This is a genomic window from Variovorax paradoxus, assembly GCF_040544635.1.
GTDB lineage: Bacteria > Pseudomonadota > Gammaproteobacteria > Burkholderiales > Burkholderiaceae_C > Variovorax > Variovorax paradoxus_R.
Genome location: NZ_JBEPKJ010000017.1, coordinates 131,498 through 148,949 on the forward strand (window position 1 = coordinate 131,498; position 17,452 = coordinate 148,949).

The 17,452-nt window shown below is 65.9% G+C and carries 18 protein-coding genes; 2 read left to right on the forward strand and 16 right to left on the reverse strand.

Annotation, left to right across the window (positions count from 1 at the left end):
- Positions 1-3: 3 nt before the first annotated feature.
- Positions 4-630 (forward strand): HD domain-containing protein, encoded by a 627-nt coding sequence (locus ABIC94_RS24910; protein WP_354375670.1) that lies wholly within the window; start codon positions 4-6, stop codon positions 628-630.
- Positions 631-662: 32 nt separating this feature from the next.
- Here ABIC94_RS24910 and ABIC94_RS24915 read toward each other — a convergent pair whose 3' ends face one another.
- From ABIC94_RS24915 to glpD, 16 genes are all read right to left on the reverse strand, one after another.
- Positions 663-1,166, reverse strand: a complete 504-nt coding sequence (locus ABIC94_RS24915; protein WP_354375671.1) for a hypothetical protein — start codon at positions 1,164-1,166, stop codon at positions 663-665.
- 73 nt (positions 1,167-1,239) lie between these two features.
- Positions 1,240-2,316, reverse strand: a complete 1,077-nt coding sequence (locus ABIC94_RS24920; protein WP_354375672.1) for a beta-ketoacyl synthase N-terminal-like domain-containing protein — start codon at positions 2,314-2,316, stop codon at positions 1,240-1,242.
- Positions 2,313-2,543, reverse strand: coding sequence for an acyl carrier protein (locus ABIC94_RS24925; protein WP_436318093.1), 231 nt, complete (start codon positions 2,541-2,543; stop codon positions 2,313-2,315). Before ABIC94_RS24925 ends, ABIC94_RS24920 begins: the two co-directional genes overlap by 4 nt.
- A gap of 41 nt (positions 2,544-2,584) precedes the next feature.
- Positions 2,585-3,742, reverse strand: coding sequence for an ABC transporter permease (locus tag ABIC94_RS24930; RefSeq protein WP_354375674.1), 1,158 nt, complete (start codon positions 3,740-3,742; stop codon positions 2,585-2,587).
- Positions 3,743-3,752: 10 nt separating this feature from the next.
- A complete protein-coding gene (locus ABIC94_RS24935) occupies positions 3,753-4,661 on the reverse strand; it encodes an ABC transporter ATP-binding protein (RefSeq protein WP_354375675.1) in 909 nt (302 codons plus the stop codon).
- Positions 4,662-4,997: 336 nt separating this feature from the next.
- The gene (locus ABIC94_RS24940) at positions 4,998-5,978 is read right to left on the reverse strand and encodes a BtrH N-terminal domain-containing protein (RefSeq protein WP_354375676.1); all 981 of its coding nucleotides are present in this window, start codon (positions 5,976-5,978) and stop codon (positions 4,998-5,000) included.
- On the reverse strand, positions 5,975-6,370 hold the full coding sequence (locus ABIC94_RS24945; protein WP_354375677.1) for a hypothetical protein: 396 nt from the start codon (positions 6,368-6,370) through the stop codon (positions 5,975-5,977). Before ABIC94_RS24945 ends, ABIC94_RS24940 begins: the two co-directional genes overlap by 4 nt.
- Positions 6,371-6,372: 2 nt before the next feature.
- Entirely contained in the window at positions 6,373-7,509 is a 1,137-nt protein-coding gene (locus ABIC94_RS24950; protein ID WP_354375678.1) for a beta-ketoacyl-ACP synthase III, read from the reverse strand.
- On the reverse strand, positions 7,499-8,479 hold the full coding sequence (locus ABIC94_RS24955) for a dialkylrecorsinol condensing enzyme (protein WP_354375680.1): 981 nt from the start codon (positions 8,477-8,479) through the stop codon (positions 7,499-7,501). The genes ABIC94_RS24950 and ABIC94_RS24955 overlap by 11 nt, the downstream gene beginning before the upstream one ends.
- 155 nt (positions 8,480-8,634) lie before the next feature.
- Positions 8,635-10,452: an ABC transporter substrate-binding protein gene (locus tag ABIC94_RS24960; protein WP_354375681.1), complete on the reverse strand. Its 1,818-nt coding sequence runs from the start codon at positions 10,450-10,452 to the stop codon at positions 8,635-8,637.
- 95 nt (positions 10,453-10,547) lie between these two features.
- Positions 10,548-10,856, reverse strand: a complete 309-nt coding sequence (locus ABIC94_RS24965; protein WP_354375682.1) for a DUF2160 domain-containing protein — start codon at positions 10,854-10,856, stop codon at positions 10,548-10,550.
- A 1-nt stretch (position 10,857) separates the two neighbouring features.
- Entirely contained in the window at positions 10,858-11,670 is an 813-nt protein-coding gene (locus tag ABIC94_RS24970) for a carbohydrate ABC transporter permease (protein WP_337314586.1), read from the reverse strand.
- Positions 11,667-12,557 carry a carbohydrate ABC transporter permease gene (locus ABIC94_RS24975; protein ID WP_157614645.1) on the reverse strand — a complete coding sequence of 297 codons (891 nt, stop codon included), beginning with the start codon at positions 12,555-12,557 and terminating at the stop codon, positions 11,667-11,669. Before ABIC94_RS24975 ends, ABIC94_RS24970 begins: the two co-directional genes overlap by 4 nt.
- A gap of 52 nt (positions 12,558-12,609) precedes the next feature.
- Positions 12,610-13,680 carry an ABC transporter ATP-binding protein gene (locus tag ABIC94_RS24980; protein ID WP_354375683.1) on the reverse strand — a complete coding sequence of 357 codons (1,071 nt, stop codon included), beginning with the start codon at positions 13,678-13,680 and terminating at the stop codon, positions 12,610-12,612.
- A gap of 2 nt (positions 13,681-13,682) precedes the next feature.
- Positions 13,683-14,756, reverse strand: a complete 1,074-nt coding sequence (locus tag ABIC94_RS24985; protein ID WP_354375684.1) for an ABC transporter ATP-binding protein — start codon at positions 14,754-14,756, stop codon at positions 13,683-13,685.
- Positions 14,756-16,429, reverse strand: coding sequence for a glycerol-3-phosphate dehydrogenase (gene glpD / locus ABIC94_RS24990; RefSeq protein WP_354375685.1), 1,674 nt, complete (start codon positions 16,427-16,429; stop codon positions 14,756-14,758). Before glpD ends, ABIC94_RS24985 begins: the two co-directional genes overlap by 1 nt.
- A gap of 121 nt (positions 16,430-16,550) precedes the next feature.
- Between glpD and ABIC94_RS24995 the strand changes: the two genes are divergently transcribed.
- A complete protein-coding gene (locus ABIC94_RS24995; RefSeq protein ID WP_354375686.1) occupies positions 16,551-17,318 on the forward strand; it encodes a DeoR/GlpR family DNA-binding transcription regulator in 768 nt (255 codons plus the stop codon).
- Positions 17,319-17,452: the final 134 nt, after the last annotated feature.

A 17,452-nucleotide genomic window follows, 5' to 3' on the forward strand; every position in this document is an offset into this window, starting at 1 on the left:
CCCGTGACGCCCGAGGCGCTGCTGGCCAACTGGAATGCCGCCTGGCGGGCGGTGGGCATCGCCCGCGCGGACGAAGCGCTGTGCATCGAACTGCAGCACAGCTACAGCGAGCCGCAGCGCCACTATCACACCCTTCAGCACCTGGGCGAATGCCTCGAATGGTTCGAGCGCGAGAAAGAGTTGGCCGAGCGCCCCGGCGAAGTCGCGCTCGCGCTGTGGTTTCACGACGCCATCTACGACGTGCATGCGCACGACAACGAGGCTCGCAGTGCAGACTGGGCGCGAAGTGCAATGCTCGAACATGGCGCTCCGGAAGAAGCGGCCGAGCGCGTGCATTCGCTGGTGATGGCCACCCGGCACGACGCTGTGCCCGAGGGCCACGACGCCGAACTGCTGATCGACATCGACCTGTCGATCCTCGGTGCCGAGCGCGCACGGTTCGACGAGTACGAGCGGCAAGTGCACGCCGAATACGCCTTCGTGCCCGACGAGGTTCGCCTGCCGCGCCGCCGCGCGATCCTGCAGCGTTTCCTGGCGCGGGAGGCGATCTATGCCACGCCGCGAATGCATGCGCTGCTCGAAGCACAAGCTCGCGCCAACCTGGCTCGATCGATCGCGGCGTCGGGCTGATTCAGCCACCCCGCGGGCGAGTCTGCGGCGTTTCAGGCCGGCACCAGCCGCCACCATTCGGAACGCGGCCTTTCGCCGTTGCGCTCTTCCTCCACCACGCCCACCAGCAAGCCGGCGCTTCCGGCGCCGACTCGCGAAAGCCGCAGCAGCTGCTGCGGATCGCGGCACAGCGCAAAGCTCGCGTCGCCTTGCCATTCAAGGCAACGGCCGACCTCCGCCAGCATCAGCGCGGGCTGGCTCTGCATGAAGGTGAACGGCATCAGCGCCCCTGCGTCGAGCTGCGCCAAACCCGCATGCGTGGCGCCCCAGGCACCTCGCATGCTCGACACGCGCAGCCGGGCTCCGGCCGGCAAAGCCGCCTCGCCCGCTTCGTCGAGGCAGCGGCGTGCCCCGTACATCGCGAGCTCGGTCCAGAGGCCGACACGCCGCGGCCGGCGGCCGAGCCGATGCGCGAGCTGATCGCGCCAATCCGCCGGCAGCGGGTCGGCGGTGAAGTGCGCGGCGATGCGCCACGCCTCCGTGAGATGGGCGCTCATGGGCGCACCCTTGGCGCTACGCGCCTTCCCGCCAAGCGGGAGCGAGCTTGCTTGGGGCGGCCCGGCGCGGCGCTCATGCCGTGCAATCCTGCAGCACCAGCGAGGCATGCCCGCCACCGAAACCCACCACGTTGAGCAGCATGTTGCGCAGCCTCGCGGGTGCCTGCGTGCTCAATGCAATGCCGAGCTCATCGTCGATGGCATAGCCGGCCAACGGCCAGGCCCCGGCTTCGATGCAGGCAACCAGCAAAGCCAGCTCGGCAGCCCCTGACGCACCCAGCGTGTGCCCGATCAGCGACTTGAGCGACACCAGCGGCGGCAGCGCGTCGAAGACCTGCTTCAGCGCCTGCGCCTCGATGGCGTCGTTGACCGGACTGCCCGCGGCCTGCACCTTGATCAGGTCGATGTCCTGGGTGCCGAGACCGCTCTGCGCCAGGGCCTCATGACACATGGCGATCACCGCGCCGGCTTCAGTGCCCGAGGGGTTGCGCCCATCGACCACGTTGGAACCACCCGCGATGCGCCAGCGCGCAGGGCGCGAGCTGAGGCGCAATGCGGCCACCGCCTCGCCGAGCACCAGCCCGCTGCGCCCGGCACCAAAGGGTTGCGCGCTCTCGGGCGACAGCAGCTGCATGGCGCCGAAGCCGGCCACCGTAAAGCGGTTGCCAAGCTCGGCACCGATCACCAGCGCCTCGTCGGCCTCCCCGCTTCGAATGAGGTCGCAGCCTGCCAACACGGCATTGAGCGCCGAGGTGCAGGCCGTCGAGACGGTGAATACCGGCCCTTGCCAATCGAGCGCGCGGGCCACGAGGCCGGCAAAGTCCTGAAGATCGCCGCCCAGGCGCAAGTCCTGTACTTCGCGCTCCATGTGGCCGATGTCCAGCGAGGACGATGCAACGAAGAGCGGACATGAACGTCCCGCTCCTTCGCCCGCCTGCGCCGCCACGTTCCGCACGATGCGCTCCAGGCGTTCGGTCCAGCTGCCATCCTGGGGCGGCAGCTTGTAGACGGGCCACTGCACGCTTTCCGAAACGGCCACCGGCGTGGGCTGCACACCGCCGCGCGCAAGTGCGGCCACGGAAGATGAAAGATCGTTGCCGAGCGCGCAGGCCAGGCCCATGCCGGCAACATACACGCCCTCAACGCTCATGCCTTGCCCGCTTGCACCAGGTGGTTCGCCAGATGCGCGATTGACGTGAGTGCGCGGCGCGTTTCCTTGCTGTCGGGCATGCGCACGCCGAAGCGCTGCTGGATCGTCATCGACACCTGCAGGGCGTCGAGCGAGTCGAGGTCGAGCCGGGCCTCGGGCCCGAACAGCGGTTCGTCGTCGCCAAGGCCGCCCGGCGGCGCGTCTTTTTCGACGGCCTCGAGCACCATGGCCTTCAGGCTGGCGATGAATTCAGCGGATACGGAGTCGGTCACGATGCGGGCCTGCGAAACAAGAAGACGGCGAGCAGAAACATGGCGGCCGCAAACACCACGAGCCGGCCGACCTGCGGCAAGGTGTCGGCCACGCCGCCGCCGCGCAGCAGCACAGTAAGCAGTGCCTCCAGCCCCCAGTTCATCGGGGAAATTTCGACCAGCCGCTGCATGAAGCCCGGCATGACGAACTTCGGCACCATGATGCCGCCAGCCGCCGCCATGAGCACGTTGACCATCGGCCCGATGGTCGCGGCCTGCGCATGGCTGCGCACCGCGCAGGCCAGCGCGAGCGACAGGCTCACCGCGGCCAGGCTCACGGCCGCCAGCGCCAGGGCCAATGCGCCCCAATGAATGCCGGCGAGCGAAAGCGCATCGCCACCGATCAAGGGCATCAGCCAGATGCCGGCAGCGAGCATCAACACGGCCTGCAGCGCATTGACGCCAAGATAGGGCAAGGCTTTCGACGCCAGCAGCATGAAGCGCGACACGCCCAGGCTGCGCAGCCGGCCCAGCGCACCCGAGCTGCGCTCCTGCACGAAAAGGCTGGAGAGCGATGCCACCACGAAGAACATGCCGAACACCAGCCATGCCGGCACGTTCTGCTGCACCGAGGTGGGCCGCGGTCCGGCGGTGGAATAACGCTCGGCATTCACCAGTGCCTGGATCGAGGCGCCCGGCGGCGGCCCGGACGTGCCAGGCACCGCGAGCGCAAGGCGGGCCTTCAGTTCGCCGGACGCGCCAACGAGTTCGGCACGCAGGGCGTTGAACAGATTCGCGTCGATGCCCGGCTCGGTCAGCAAACGGACGTGCGCCTTGGTCGAGAGCGCGGCCGATTCGAGCTCCGCCGAAAGGCCCGGCTCCAGCACGATGACGTACTTGAGCGCGCCGCTGCGCAACTGGGCTTCCCAATCGACATCGAGCGCCTTGGGTGCGCCGTGGCTGCGCTGCCAGATCTGCTGCAGCCACTGCGCCGGGGTTTCGGTATCGCGCATGTCCACGGCATAGCTCAACTCGGCCAATGGCGGGCGGTAAATGTCCTTGAGCGTGAGCGACATCAACACGATGAAGACCATCGGCATGAGGAACAGCGCCGCCAGCCCGTGCAAATCGCGCACGAGTGCCAGCAGTTCCTTCTTGATGAGCGCAAAGAGCATGGTGGTATGTTCAGTCGCGCAGCGAGCGGTGGGTGAGCGCCATGAAGAGTTGCTCGAGGTCGTGGCGGCCGAACTCCGCATGGCGCACCTCGATGCCTTCGGCTTCCAGGGCCTGCAACACAGGACCGGGGCCGGTGCCTTCATGCAGGTGAACGCGCCAATGCACGCCGCCGGGCTCCACCGTGCCGAAGCGCGAGAGCATCGCCTCATTGAGCCCGTCGGCGGCCAGTGTCAGCAGCATCGCGCTCTTCGACAACAGCTCTTCAAGCGCGCCTTCGCGCAGCACGCGGCCGTGGTCGAGGATAGCGACGCGGTCGGCGATGGCCTCGATTTCTTCCATGTAGTGCGAGGCATAGATCACGGCCGCGCCTTGCTGTGCCAGGCTCTTGATGGCGTCGAGAATGAAGGCGCGCGATTGCGGATCGACACCCACGGTGGGCTCGTCGAACAGCATCAACTCAGGCTCCGGCAACAGCGCAATCGCAAGGTTGAGCCGTCGCTTCAGCCCACCCGAGAGGCGCTCGGCGCGCACGCCCGCGAACTGTTCGAGTTGCGAGAAACGCGTACAGGCTTCGATGCGCGCCTTCTTGCGCGCGCCGGAAAGTCCGCCGGCAGCGGCAAAGCATGCGAGGTTTTCGGCCACCGTGAGCATCGGATAAAAGGCCTGGTCCTGCGGCGCGACTGCAATGCGCGTGGGCGCCTTGGCGCGCACCTGCTGCAGCGGCTGGCCGTCGATGCGGATCTCGCCCGACTGCACCGCAAGCGCCCCGGACAGGTGCGAGATCAGCGTGGTCTTGCCTGCGCCGTTGGGCCCCAGCAAACCCATCACGCAACCTCTGGCTACCGCGAGCGAGACGTCGGCCAACGCTGGTGCGTCTGCATGCGGGTAGCGGTAGCTGAGGTTCTTCAGTTCGAGCATGTAGTGGTTGCTCGTTGGGGACGCCGCTGTTCCAGGGCGTGTGCAAAGGCCACCGGGTACTCCCCTCCGCGAATGTCCCCCGGGCTTCGCCCTCCTCCTTTATTTCGCTGCGGGGAGCACCCGATGCCCTGTGCACACCGGGCGCTGCGCTTGTTCCGCCCGATCAACCACCGCTCTGAACAACGCTCACGTCGATGGGGTGCCTTGCGCAGCGAAATAAAGGAGGAGCCCGAAGGGCGGGGGACATTCGCGGAGCAAGGTACCCCGTCGGCGGGAGCGCCCCCTGAACAACGCACCCCACGCACAACGCTACGAACCGAAAAGCGAGGTCCCATCTCAGGCGACAGCGGCCTTGAGGTCGCGAAAGAAGGTTTCTTCCTGCTGCGCCTGCTCCCGCAGCTTGCCAGCCAGCGCGGCAGGATCGACCGGCTCGCGGCCCTTCACCATGCGCGCCGCCTTGAGTGCGAAAGCGCGCCAGCCGTCGCCGATGGCGATGAGCCGTTCGGACATCTGCTGCAGCTGCGGTTTGTCGAGCAGTAGCGCCGCCTCCTGCAAAAAGCCGGCATAGATGAAGCGGAAGCCCGCCCCGCCGGTACCGATTTCTTCCTGCATGCGCACCACATGGCCGATGAAATCGACACTGCGCGGATCGCCGGGCGAGAGCTTCTGCATGCGCTTGGCCAGTGTGCGCATGCCGCGCACGCCGACGATGGGAATGGGCGCGAGCATGTTGCGCACGGTCTTGCGGATGGCCTTTGTCACCGATGCAGCGTCGACCGTCTTTCGTTCGATGGCCTGCGGGTAGTACATGAGGCCCTTGGGCGCGAGCACGCCCTTGGCGAAGCGCGCGCGCGAAAGGTCGGCGCTGGCGCAGCGTACCGGTTCCTCGAACACCGGGTCGCTGATCAGGTAGTCGTCGCCGTCCTTGCCGTACACCAGCAGGTTGTGCGCATTGAAGTGAAAGCGCATGTTGGGCGGAAAGTACGGCAGCCAATAGACCGAGGTCTGCAAGCCCACGATCTGCCCGTCGGCCAGCAAGGCGTCGAGGCGCTGTGCACCGGCCTCGGGGCTGCGAAAAGTCTCGAAGCGAAAGCGCGCGGCCATCGGTGCCAGCAGGCCCTTGATGATGGCCTTCGGCGGCATGCGGTAGGAGATGAGCGGCAGGCCCGACAGCTTGATGAACGGCAGGTAGGCGAACGACAGCGCCGACGAAAGGCCGAGCGCCATGCTCTCGGTCATGGGCGCGCCGTGGTGGCGCATCAGGTTCGAGATGACGCCGCTTTCGCAATGCGCCGCTTGTTGATGTTCGAATTTCACGGCAGGCCTTGCAAGGTGGAAACGGGCAGGCCCAGCGCCTCCGAATAGCGCGCCAGGTGCTTCGCGGTCAGCGCAGCGAAGTGCTTCGGCTTCAAGTGGCGCCGCACGCGCCATTGCCAGAAGCCGCTGGTCTGCGAGAGCAGCGCCACGTCCATGCGGCGCTCGTACATCCAGTATTCGAGCGGCGACGCGAGCCCCTGGGTCACGCGCTCTCTGGCCGCTTGCGCCCGCTCGACCAGCACATCGACTGCATGGCTGGTGACGATTTCTTCCGCCTCCCAGCCGCGCGACCGGGTGGTGACGACACGGCCCTGCGCGTCGCGCGCGTACATGAGCTTGGCGTGGCCGTCGAGGGTGGCATTGCCTTCTTGAGGCACAGCGTCGAGGTCCATGGCTAGATGGCTTCCAGGTAGATGAAGCCGCTGGAGAAGCGGCCGCTTTCGGGCACGAACATCAGCAGCTTCTGGCCGGGCTTGATGCGGCCCGAACGGAACAGTTCGTCGAGCATGATGTAGGGCGATGCCGACCCGGTGTTGCCCTTGGTCGCCAGGTTGCTGAACCAGCGCTCGCGCGGAATCGCGAAACCCATGGCTTCGAGGCAGCGGCTCACGGGCTCGACGAAGTAGCTGGACGACAGGTGCGGCAGGAACCAGTCGACATCTGAAGCCTTCAGGCCGCGCTTCTCGACGATGGCCGCCAGCGGCTCGCCCAGCGTGGCGCGAACGATGTTCTCGTTGAGCAGGCGCACGTCCTGCTTGACGGCGAAGGTCGACTCGCGCTGCCAGTCTTCCGGGGCGGTGCGCGCCCAGCCATCCAGTCCGCCTTCGGCGTTCTTGTCGGCGCCCGCATACATGCACACCGGCAGCTCGTGCGCGGCGGAAGACAGGTCGATCCATTTCACGCGCAGCGACAGCGGGCCGCGCGGCTCGCGCTCGAGCAGCACGGCGCCGGCGCCGTCGGAGAGCATCCAGCGCAGAAAGTCTTTTTCGAAAGCGATTTCGGGCCGCTCCTCGAGCGCCTGCAGCTTGTGCTCCAGCTCGGCTTCGAACCGGGAGCCGCGCATCACGGCCGAAGCCAGTTCGGAGCCGGTGGCCACGGCACGGCGCGCATCGCCAGCGCGCACCGAGAGCCATGCATGCTTGAGCGCCGTGGTGCCCGCCAGGCAGATGCCCGCGCAAGCCACCACCTCGAGCCGCGGCCAGCCGAGTTCGCCATGCACCATGACTGCGTGGTTGGGCATCAGCTGGTCGGGCAGCGACGTGCCGGTGGCGAGGCAATCCACCGGGCCGATATCGTCGCCCAGCGCCCGGATGGCGGAAGCCGTGAGCTGCGCATTGCTCATGGCGAGCCGGCCGGTGGCCCGGTCGATCGCGTAGTGGCGCGACTGGATGCCGTTGCTGCGAAGAATCAGCCGCCGCGCGCGCGAAGCCTTGCCGCCGATACGACCCAGGACGTCTTCGATGTCTTCATTGCTGACCGGGGAAAAGGGCAGGAACGCGGCAGTGCGGGTCAGGAAGACATCAGTCGTCATAGAGGGGGGAACGGTCCGTGGCCGAGCCCGACGGGCGCTCGAAATGAGCCGTCATTTTAGTCAGCCACCCCTTGAACAACGGCCGCAGCAGAGCCTGGAGCGTCAAGCTCACCGGGACGACCGTGACAATGAGCACGAGAAGGAAGACCACGTAGAGCAGCAGCAAGGGCTTGCGCTGCCACGCGCCCGGCCGCCCCGCGGCCATGATCAACTTGCCCCAGAGGAAAAAGCTGCGGGTGCCGGCCTTCTCGCTGATCAGGAGCCGTGCATCGGCCCTCACGGCGCCCAGGCCCGCGAGCAGCGGCTGCGGCCCGCGTTCCAGGTCGTTGTGGAGCGCTTCGCGCAGCGCGCGGCCGAAACGGCCCGCACCCCGGATCTGCCCGGCGCTGAGGCCGGCGTCGGGCATGCCCCAGAAGCCACGCTTGCGGCCCCAGATCAGCCAGGCCGGCGTGGTGAAGAAAGTGGCCAGCGTCGGCCCGGGGTCGGTCAGCACCACGTTGTCGATCAGGCGCGCGCCCACGGCATCGAGCAGGCCCTTGAGCTTTTCATGCGCCAGCAGCCACATGTTGCGGCAAGCGATGACCGTGACGACGGGCTTGCCCCTGAGCAGATGGCTCGCCAGCGGATGCTTCAGGAAGGCGACGATCGGCTGCGACGGCGCCAGGAACCAGACCTGATACGGCAGGATGACCAGGTCGAAGTGCTCGTCGCCCGTGAGCGAGAGCGGCGCCAGCTGCGGCGGCCTCATGTGCGCCGACTCGGGAAAGGCGTCGAAGAAGGTCAGGAACGGCCAGGGAAACGGGAAATCCGCCTGCGGACGCAGCGTTTCGACGTGCACGGAGATTCCCGGGTCGGCCCTGAGCGGCGCAACGATCTGCTCGGCGACGCTGCCAAGCTGGCCGGTCTGCGAGTAGTGGATCACCAGAACACGTTTGAGGCGCGCGGCGGGGCTGGAAATGCTTGAGGTCACTTGTGGGGCGAAACGAGGGCCGTCGAATGTAAGCCAACCATACGCCTGACGCATCTGCCATTGGTCATGCCGTCGCGCCGATCCCACGAATGAGACGAAAAAAAGCCGCGCCTTTGGGGCGCGGCTCTTGAGAGGCTAGAGAGAACGCTGAAGGGTCAGCGCACCTTGCCTTCCTTCCAGGCCGTGAGCAGCTTGTTGTACTCGATGGTTTCACCCTTCGGCTTCTCGTTGGCAAGCTTCTTCCAGGGGGCGTGCTGGTCGCTCAGCCACTTGGCGGGGTCGCCCTTCGGGTTGAGCTTGGGCGCGCACTTGTCCATGCCGGCGCGTTCCAGGCGAGCCATCACGTCGTCCATCTCGTCGGCCAGCGTGTCCATTGCCTTCTGCGGCGTCTTCTCGCCGGTGACGGCCTCGGCCACGTTCTTCCACCAGAGCTGCGCGAGCTTCGGATAGTCGGGTACGTTGGTGCCGGTCGGTGACCACGCCACGCGCGCCGGGCTGCGGTAGAACTCGACCAGGCCACCCAGCTTGGGCGCCATGTCGGTCATTGCCTGCGACTTGATGTCCGATTCGCGGATAGGCGTCAGGCCCACGACGGTCTTCTTGAGCGACACCGTCTTGGAGGTGACGAACTGCGCATACAGCCAGGCTGCCGCGGTCTTGTTTTCGTCATGGCCCTTGAAGAACGACCACGAACCCACGTCCTGGTAGCCGTTCTGCATGCCCTGCTTCCAGTAGGGGCCGTTCGGTCCCGGGGCCATGCGCCACTTGGGCGTGCCGTCGGCGTTGACCACCGGCAAGCCGGGCTTGACCATGTCCGCCGTGAAGGCCGTGTACCAGAAGATCTGCTGCGCAATCTGGCCCTGGGCGGGCACCGGGCCCGCTTCGCCGAAGGTCATGCCGGTGGCCTCGCGCGGCGCGTACTTCTTCATCCAGTCCACGTACTTGGTGAGCGCATACACGGCAGCCGGCGAGTTGGTGGCGCCGCCACGCGACACGGCCGCGCCCACGGGCGTGCACTTGTCGTCAGCCACGCGAATGCCCCATTCGTCGATCGGCACGCCGTTCGGAATGCCGATGTCCGCGGTGCCGGCCATCGAGAGCCATGCATCGGTGAAACGCCAGCCCAGCGACGGGTCTTTCTTGCCGTAGTCCATGTGGCCATAGATCGGCTTGCCGTCGATGTTCTTCACGTCGACGCTGAAGAACTCGGCGATGTCCTCGTAGGCGCTCCAGTTGAGCGGCACACCCAGGTCATAGCCGTACTTGGCCTTGAACTTTTCCTTCAGCTCGGGACGGTCGAACAGGTCGGCGCGGAACCAGTAGAGGTTCGCGAACTGCTGGTCGGGCAACTGGTAGAGCTTGCCGTCCGGAGCGGTGGTGAACTTGGTGCCGATGAAGTCGGCAACATCGAGGCCTGGGTTGGTGAACTCCTTGCCCGGACCGGCCATGTAGTCGGTCAGGTTCATCATCTTGCCGTAGCGGTAGTGGGTACCGATCAGGTCGGAGTCGGAAATCCAGCCGTCGTAGATCGACTTGCCCGACTGCATCGAGGTCTGCAGCTTCTCGACCACGTCGCCTTCCTGGATCAGGTCGTGCTTCACCTTGATGCCGGTGATTTCCTCGAAGGCGCGGGCGAGCGTCTTCGACTCGTATTCATGCGTGGTGATGGTTTCGGAGACCACGGAGATCTCGGTCACCCCCTTGGTCTTGAGCTTCGCCGCGGCGTCGACGAACCATTTCAGTTCCTCGGCTTGCTGCGTCTTGCTGAGCGTCGACGGCTGGAATTCGCTGTCGATCCACTTGGCGGCCGCATCGGGTGCTGCTGCCGGTGCCGCCGCCGGAGCGGCTGCTGCAGGGGCCTGGGCGGGTGCCGGAGTGCTCGCTGGAGCCTGGGCCGCAGGCTCGTCCTTCTTTCCGCAGGCCGACAGTGCCAGCACCATAGCGGCCGCGAGCGCGGTGTAGCGCAACTTCATGGTTTATCTCCTCGTTCCTTCGCTTCCCCGTGTGCGGCTGTATCACCTCGGCCCCGGGGAAGCACCGGGCCGAATTGCCGGAGTACGCGAGCGAGCTAGCCCTTGCGCATGATGAGCGCGAGCACCAGCATCGAAAACACAAAGCCGATCCAGATCGAAGGCTCGGCCTGCAGGGTCATCGCGGTCTTTGCCCATTCCGCGAGACCGATGTAAATCAGGTTGATGTAGGCCGCGGCGAGCAGGCCGATGAACAAACGGTCGCCGCGCGTGGTCTCGATCGGCAGCCAGCCGCGCCGCACCGTGGTGGGCGACTTGAGCTCCCACACCGTCATGCCGACCAGCATCAGCGCGATGCAGATGAAGAACACGGCCACCGGGGTGGTCCAGGACATCCAGGCAAACATTTCAGACTCTCCCCATCGCAAAGCCCTTGGCGATGTAGTGCCGCACGAACCAGATCACGATGGCGCCCGGCACGATGGTCAGCACGCCGGCGGCCGCAAGCGTAGCCCAGTCCATGCCCGAGGCGCTCACGGTGCGCGTCATGGTCGCGACGATCGGCTTGGCGTTGACGCTGGTCAGCGTGCGCGCCAGCAGCAGTTCCACCCAGCTGAACATGAAACAGAAGAAGGCCGCAACGCCCACTCCGGCCTTGATCAGCGGCAGAAAAATACGGATGAAGAACTTCGGAAAGCTGTAGCCGTCGATGTAGGCGGTTTCGTCGATCTCACGCGGAATGCCGCTCATGAAGCCTTCCAGAATCCACACTGCCAGCGGCACGTTGAACAGCAAGTGCGCGAGCGCCACGCCCAGGTGCGTGTCCATCAGCCCGACAGTACTGTAAAGCTGGAAGAACGGCAGCAGGAACACCGCGGGCGGCGTCATGCGGTTGGTCAGGAGCCAGAAGAACACGTGCTTGTCGCCCAGGAACGAATAGCGCGAGAACGCATAGGCCGCCGGCAACGCCACGGTCAGCGAAATCACCGTGTTGATGCCCACGTAGATCAGGCTGTTGATATAGCCCGAGTACCAGGACGCGTCGGTGAAGATGCGCGTGTAGTTGGCCCAGGTGAACTGCTGCGGAAAGAACGAGAAGCTCGAAAGAATTTCGGCATTCGTCTTGAAGCTCATGTTGACCATCCAGTAGATGGGCAACAGCGCGAAAAGAATGTAGAGCAGCAGGAAGATGCTGCGCTTGCGGAATCTGCGCTCGTTCATTGCTCCACCTCCGCCTTCTGGGTACCGACGCGCTGCATCCAGTTGTAGAGGATGAAGCACAACAGCAAAATAATCAGGAAATAGATCAGCGAGAAAGCCGCCGCCGGACCCAAATCGAACTGGCCGACCGCCTTCTGCGTGAGGTACTGGCTCAGGAAGGTCGTCGCGTTGCCGGGCCCGCCGCCGGTCAGCACGAAGGGCTCGGTGTAGATCATGAAGCTGTCCATGAAGCGCAGCAGCACCGCGATCATCAGCACGCCGCGCATCTTGGGCAGCTGGATGTAGCGGAACACCGCGAACTTGCTGGCGCCATCGATCCGCGCGGCCTGGTAGTAGGCATCAGGTATCGAACGCAGGCCCGCAAAGCACAGCAGCGCCACCAGCGGCGTCCAGTGCCACACGTCCATCATCAGCACGGTGAGCCACGCGTCGGTGGCGTCGCCGGTGTAGCTGTAGTTGATGCCCATCTTCTGCAGCGCATGGCCCAAGAGGCCGATGTCGGCGCGGCCGTAGATCTGCCAGATGGTTCCGACCACGTTCCATGGAATGAGCAACGACAGCGCCACCACGACCAGCACCGCCGACGACTTCCATCCGGTGGCCGGCATCGAGAGCGCAAGCGCAATGCCCAGCGGAATCTCGACCGCGAGCACCGATAGCGAGAAACCGAGCTGGCGCCAGAGCGCTGCATGGAGCTCGCCGTCGCGCATGACGGCGGCGAACCATTCGGTGCCGACGAAAACGCGGCGCTCGGGCGAGATGATGTCCTGCACCGAGTAGTTGACCACCGTCATCAGTGGCACGATGGCCGAGAAGGCGACGCAGATCAGCACCGGCAGCACCAGCCACCAGGCCTTCTGGTTGATGGGTTTGTTCACGGCGTCCATGGGGCTTCCACCTTCGGTATGGGGTTGACGCGGCTTTGTTGCGATGCGTTCTTCATGCAACCAGCTCCTCGTCGCGGTAGTAACAGGTGTGGGTGTCCAGCACGCGCAGCCAGACGGTTTCTCCCACGGCCGGCAGCGGAGCGTCGGCATGCAGGCGTGCCTTGAGCGCGCTGCCGCCGGCGTCGGCGCTCAGCATGGCGTGGGTGCCCACGTCTTGCACCTGCGTGACGGTGGCGGGCACGGCGCCTTGCGCCCGCGCTTCGACCAGCCGCAGGTATTCGGGCCGGATGCCGAGCTTGAGCGCACCGTCGGGCAATTGGCGCGTCGGCACGAGCGGCGTGCCCGCCACCTCGAGCGCGCCGTTCGCGCTTGTCGCCGACAGAAAATTCATGCCCGGCGAACCGATGAAGTGTCCGACGAAGGTGTGGGCCGGCCGCTCGAACAGCGCCTCGGCGCTGCCCACCTGCACGGCCTTGCCGCGCGTCATGACCACCACCTCTTCGGCGAAGGTGAGCGCCTCGACCTGGTCGTGCGTCACGTAGATCAGCGTGAGCTTGAGCTCGCGGTGAATCTGCTTGAGCTTGCGGCGCAGCTGCCACTTCAGGTGCGGGTCGATCACCGTGAGGGGCTCGTCGAACAGCACGGCCGACACGTCGCTGCGCACCAGCCCGCGGCCGAGCGATATCTTCTGCTTGGCATCGGCCGCGAGGCCCGCCGCGCGCTGGTTCAGCTGGCCGCTCATGTCGAGCATTTCGGCAATCTCGCCGACGCGCTTCTTGATCTGGTCTTCAGGCACCTTGCGGTTGCGCAGCGGGAACGCGAGGTTCTCGGCCACGGTCATGGTGTCGTAGATCACCGGGAACTGGAACACCTGCGCGATGTTGCGTTCCTGCGGCGTGGCGCGGGTCATGTCGCGGCCATCGAACTTCACCGTGCCCTGCGAAGGTACCAGCAGGCCGGAAATGATGTTGAGCATGGTCGTCTTGCCGCAGCCCGAGGGGCCGAGCAAGGCGTAGGCGCCGCCGTCGCGAAAGCTCATCTGCAGCGGCAGCAGCGCATAGTCGCTGTCCTGCGTGGGGTTGGCGCGGTAGGCGTGGGCCAGATCGAGATCGATGCGTGCCATGACTAGTTTCCTTTGCGCCATGCCGGCGCGAGCGCCAGCTTCTCGCCGGCATCGAACACATAGGCTTGCGACGGGCTGAAGTACAGCGTGATCGACGCGCCCAATTCGAAGCGGTGCACGCCGGTGAGTTGCGCCACCAGTTCGCCGACTGCCGTATCGACGTGAACGAAGGTGTCGGAACCTGAAATTTCGGCCAGCTCCACCTTGCCGGGCAAGGCGATGTCGCCCTCCCCCGCGCCGACATTCAATGCGCTTGCACGCAGGCCGACGGTGACCGCGCCCGAGACGTTCTCAGGCACGGCCAGCGCCAGCGCCGGGCCGCCCGCGAGCTGCACGCGGCCGGCCGTTGCGGTGCCGGACAGCAGGTTCATCGGCGGATCGCTGAAGGCGCGCGCCACGCGCAGCGACTGCGGCGCGTGGAACACCTCGGCCGTCGGTCCGTATTGCAGCAGCTCGCCGGCGTCCATCACCGCCGTGTAGCCGCCGAGCAGCAGCGCCTCGCCGGGTTCGGTGGTCGCATAGATCACGGTGGAATCGCCGCTTGCAAACAGCTGCGTCAGTTCCTCGCGCAGGCCTTCGCGCAGCTTGTAGTCGAGGTTGACCAGCGGCTCGTCGAGCAGCATCAGCGGCGCGTTCTTGGCCAGCGCACGGGCCAGCGCCACGCGCTGCTGCTGCCCGCCCGAGAGCTCGGCCGGTAAACGGTCTAGGAACATGCCGATGTGCAGCTTGTCGGCCAGTTCGCGCACCCTGGCATCGACGTTCTTCTCGCCGCGCAGCTTGAGCGGCGAGGCGATGTTGTCGGCCACCTTGAGCGACGGGTAGTTGATGAACTGCTGGTACACCATGGCGACGTTGCGCTCGCGCACCGGCATGCCGGTCACATCCTTGCCGTCGACCAGCACCTTGCCCGTGCTGGGTGTGTCCAGCCCTGCCATGAGCCGCATCAGGCTGGTCTTGCCGGCCTGCGTGGCGCCCAGCAGCACGGTGACCGCGCCGCTTCTCGGCGCGATGCTCTGCTCGTAGAGCCATGTTTGCGCGCCGACCTTCTTGGTGACGCGCTCCAGAGTCAATTGCATCAGCGCTTCCCGTTGATCATGTTGGGGTTGTTCCTTGCGCGTGCCTGCAGCCAGTCGGCCACCTGCGCGCGCTCTTCGGCCGTATAGCGCAACCCGAGCTTCGACCTGCGCCAGAGCACGTCGTCGGCGCTCATGGCCCATTCGCTTTCCTGCAGAAACTGCAGTTCGCGCTCGTGAAGCCCCGGCGCCACGGCATCGCCCATGTCGGCCATGGACTGGGCATTGCCGAGCAGCTCGGCCACGCGCGCACCATAGGCGCGTGCGAGACGCCGCGCAAGCCTGGCGTCGAGCCATGCGTAGCGGGCCTGCACGGCAATCACGAAGCGCTCGAAGTCGTCGTCGGGCCGCGTTGCGGCGCCAATCCATGCGGAAAGATCGCCGCCCGCGAGGAATGCGCCGTCGGTCCATGCCGGGCGCTGCGCGCTCGACTGCCCGAGCATCTTGCCGACCTCGTCGGCCGCGTCTTCGGCCAGCTTGCGAAAGGTGGTGATCTTTCCGCCCCACACCGACAGCAGCGGCGCGGCCGCGGTGTTGGATTCGAGCATGTAGTCGCGCGTGACGGCAGAGGGGTCGCCCGACGCATCGTCGAGCAGCGGGCGCACGCCCGAATAGGTCCAGACCACGTCGGCCGGCTTGATCGGCTTCTCGAAATAGCGGCTCGCCTGCATGCACAGGTACGCGATTTCTTCCTCGGCAATGCGTGCCGCGCCGGGATCGTCGCCGTTCAGCTCGATGTCGGTGGTGCCGATCAGCGTGAACTCGTCCTGATAGGGAATCGCGAAGATGATCCGCTTGTCGGGGTTCTGGAAGATGTAGGCATGGTCGTGGTCGAACAGGCGCGGCACCACGATATGGCTGCCCTTGACCAGCCGCAGATGCCGCGTGGCCAGCGCCTCGCCCTTGGCCGACTGCGCCACGCCGCGCAGGAACGATTCCGCCCACGGGCCCGCGGCATTGACCACGGCGCGGGCACGCACCACGCGAATGCCGCCGTCCGCGGCTTCGAGCGTGGCCGTCCAGCCGTCGGCGTCGCGCTGTGCATGAACGCAACGCGTGCGCGTAAGCACTTCGGCGCCGCGCGCCCTGGCGTCGATGGCGTTGAGCACCACCAGCCGCGCGTCGTCGACCCAGCCGTCGGAATAGACGAAGCCGCGCTTGAACTGCGGCTTGAGCGGCGCGCCGGCCGCGTGGCTGCTCAGATCGATGCTGCGCGAGCCGGGCAGCACTTCGCGCTTGGCGAGGTGGTCATACATGAACAGGCCGATGCGGATCATCCAGGCCGGCCGCATCGAAGGATCGTGCGGCATGACGAAGCGCAGCGGCCACATGATGTGCGGCGCGCTCTTGAGCAGCACTTCGCGCTCCTGCAACGCCTTGCGCACGAGCGAGAACTCGTAATACTCCAGGTAGCGCAACCCGCCGTGGATGAGCTTGGTCGACGAGGAAGACGTGTGCGAGGCGAGATCGTCCTTTTCGCACAGCACCACGCGCCAGCCCCGGCCCGCCAGGTCGCGCGCAATGCCGCAGCCGTTGATGCCGCCGCCGACGATCAGCACATCGCAATCGGTTGCCGGCAGAGGCGAATTGGAGGAGAAATCGCTCACAGAAGATGGGCCCGTAAGTTCGTGACTTCGGTCACGGGAGGGCGCCATTGTATTTTCGCGTCTTTTCATTTGGATTCCTTTTGACGCGATTTTCCCCCGAGTTTTCCCTTAGTCGGGTTCGTTTTCTTTCGTTTTAAAGTGGTACGGCCTGTACTCTCCTGAGAGTCTTCCCGTTCTCCACGACGCTTTTGTGAACTCCAATCCGCGCCAGATCAATCTTCTCGATACCGTGCGCACGCGCGGCTCCGTCACCGTCGAACAGTTGGCCGACATGCTCGGCGTTACGCTGCAGACGGTGCGGCGCGATGTGCAGCGGCTGGCCGACCAGGGGCTGCTCACGCGTTTTCATGGCGGCGTGCGCGTGCCGAGCTCCACCACCGAGAACATCGGCTACCAGCAGCGCGAAACGCTGCATGCAGAAGGCAAGGCGCGCATTGCGCAGCGCGTGGCCGAACTGGTGCCCAACGATTGCTCGCTGATCCTCAACATCGGCACCACCACCGAGGCCATTGCCAAGGCGCTGATGCGCCACACGGGCCTGCGCGTGATCACCAACAACCTGAACGTGGCCACCATCCTGAGCGGCAACACTTCGTGCGAGGTGATCGTGGCAGGCGGTTCGGTGCGGCCGCGCGACCGCGCCATCGTGGGCGAGGCCACCATCGACTTCATCCGGCAGTTCAAGGTCGACATCGCGCTGATCGGCGTATCGAGCATCGAGGCCGACGGCTCGCTGCGCGACTTCGACTTGCGCGAAGTGAAGGTGGCGCAAACCATCATCGCGCAGGCGCGCGAGGTATGGCTTGCGGCGGACGCGAGCAAGTTCAACCGGCCGGCGATGATCCAGTTGGGTACGCTGTCGCAGATCGATCGACTCTTTACCGACGCGGTGCCGCCTGCGCCTTTTGCTGACCTGCTGCATGCGGCGCAGGTTCGGCTTGAAATTGCGCGCGATTGAGATGAGGGACTGTGGTTTTGTTTGCCGCGCTGGAAGGCATTCGGGGTGCGCTCCCGCCGACGGGGTACCTTGCTCCGCGAATGTCCCCCGGCCTGCGGCCTCCTCCTTTATTTCGCTGCGCAAGGCACCCCATC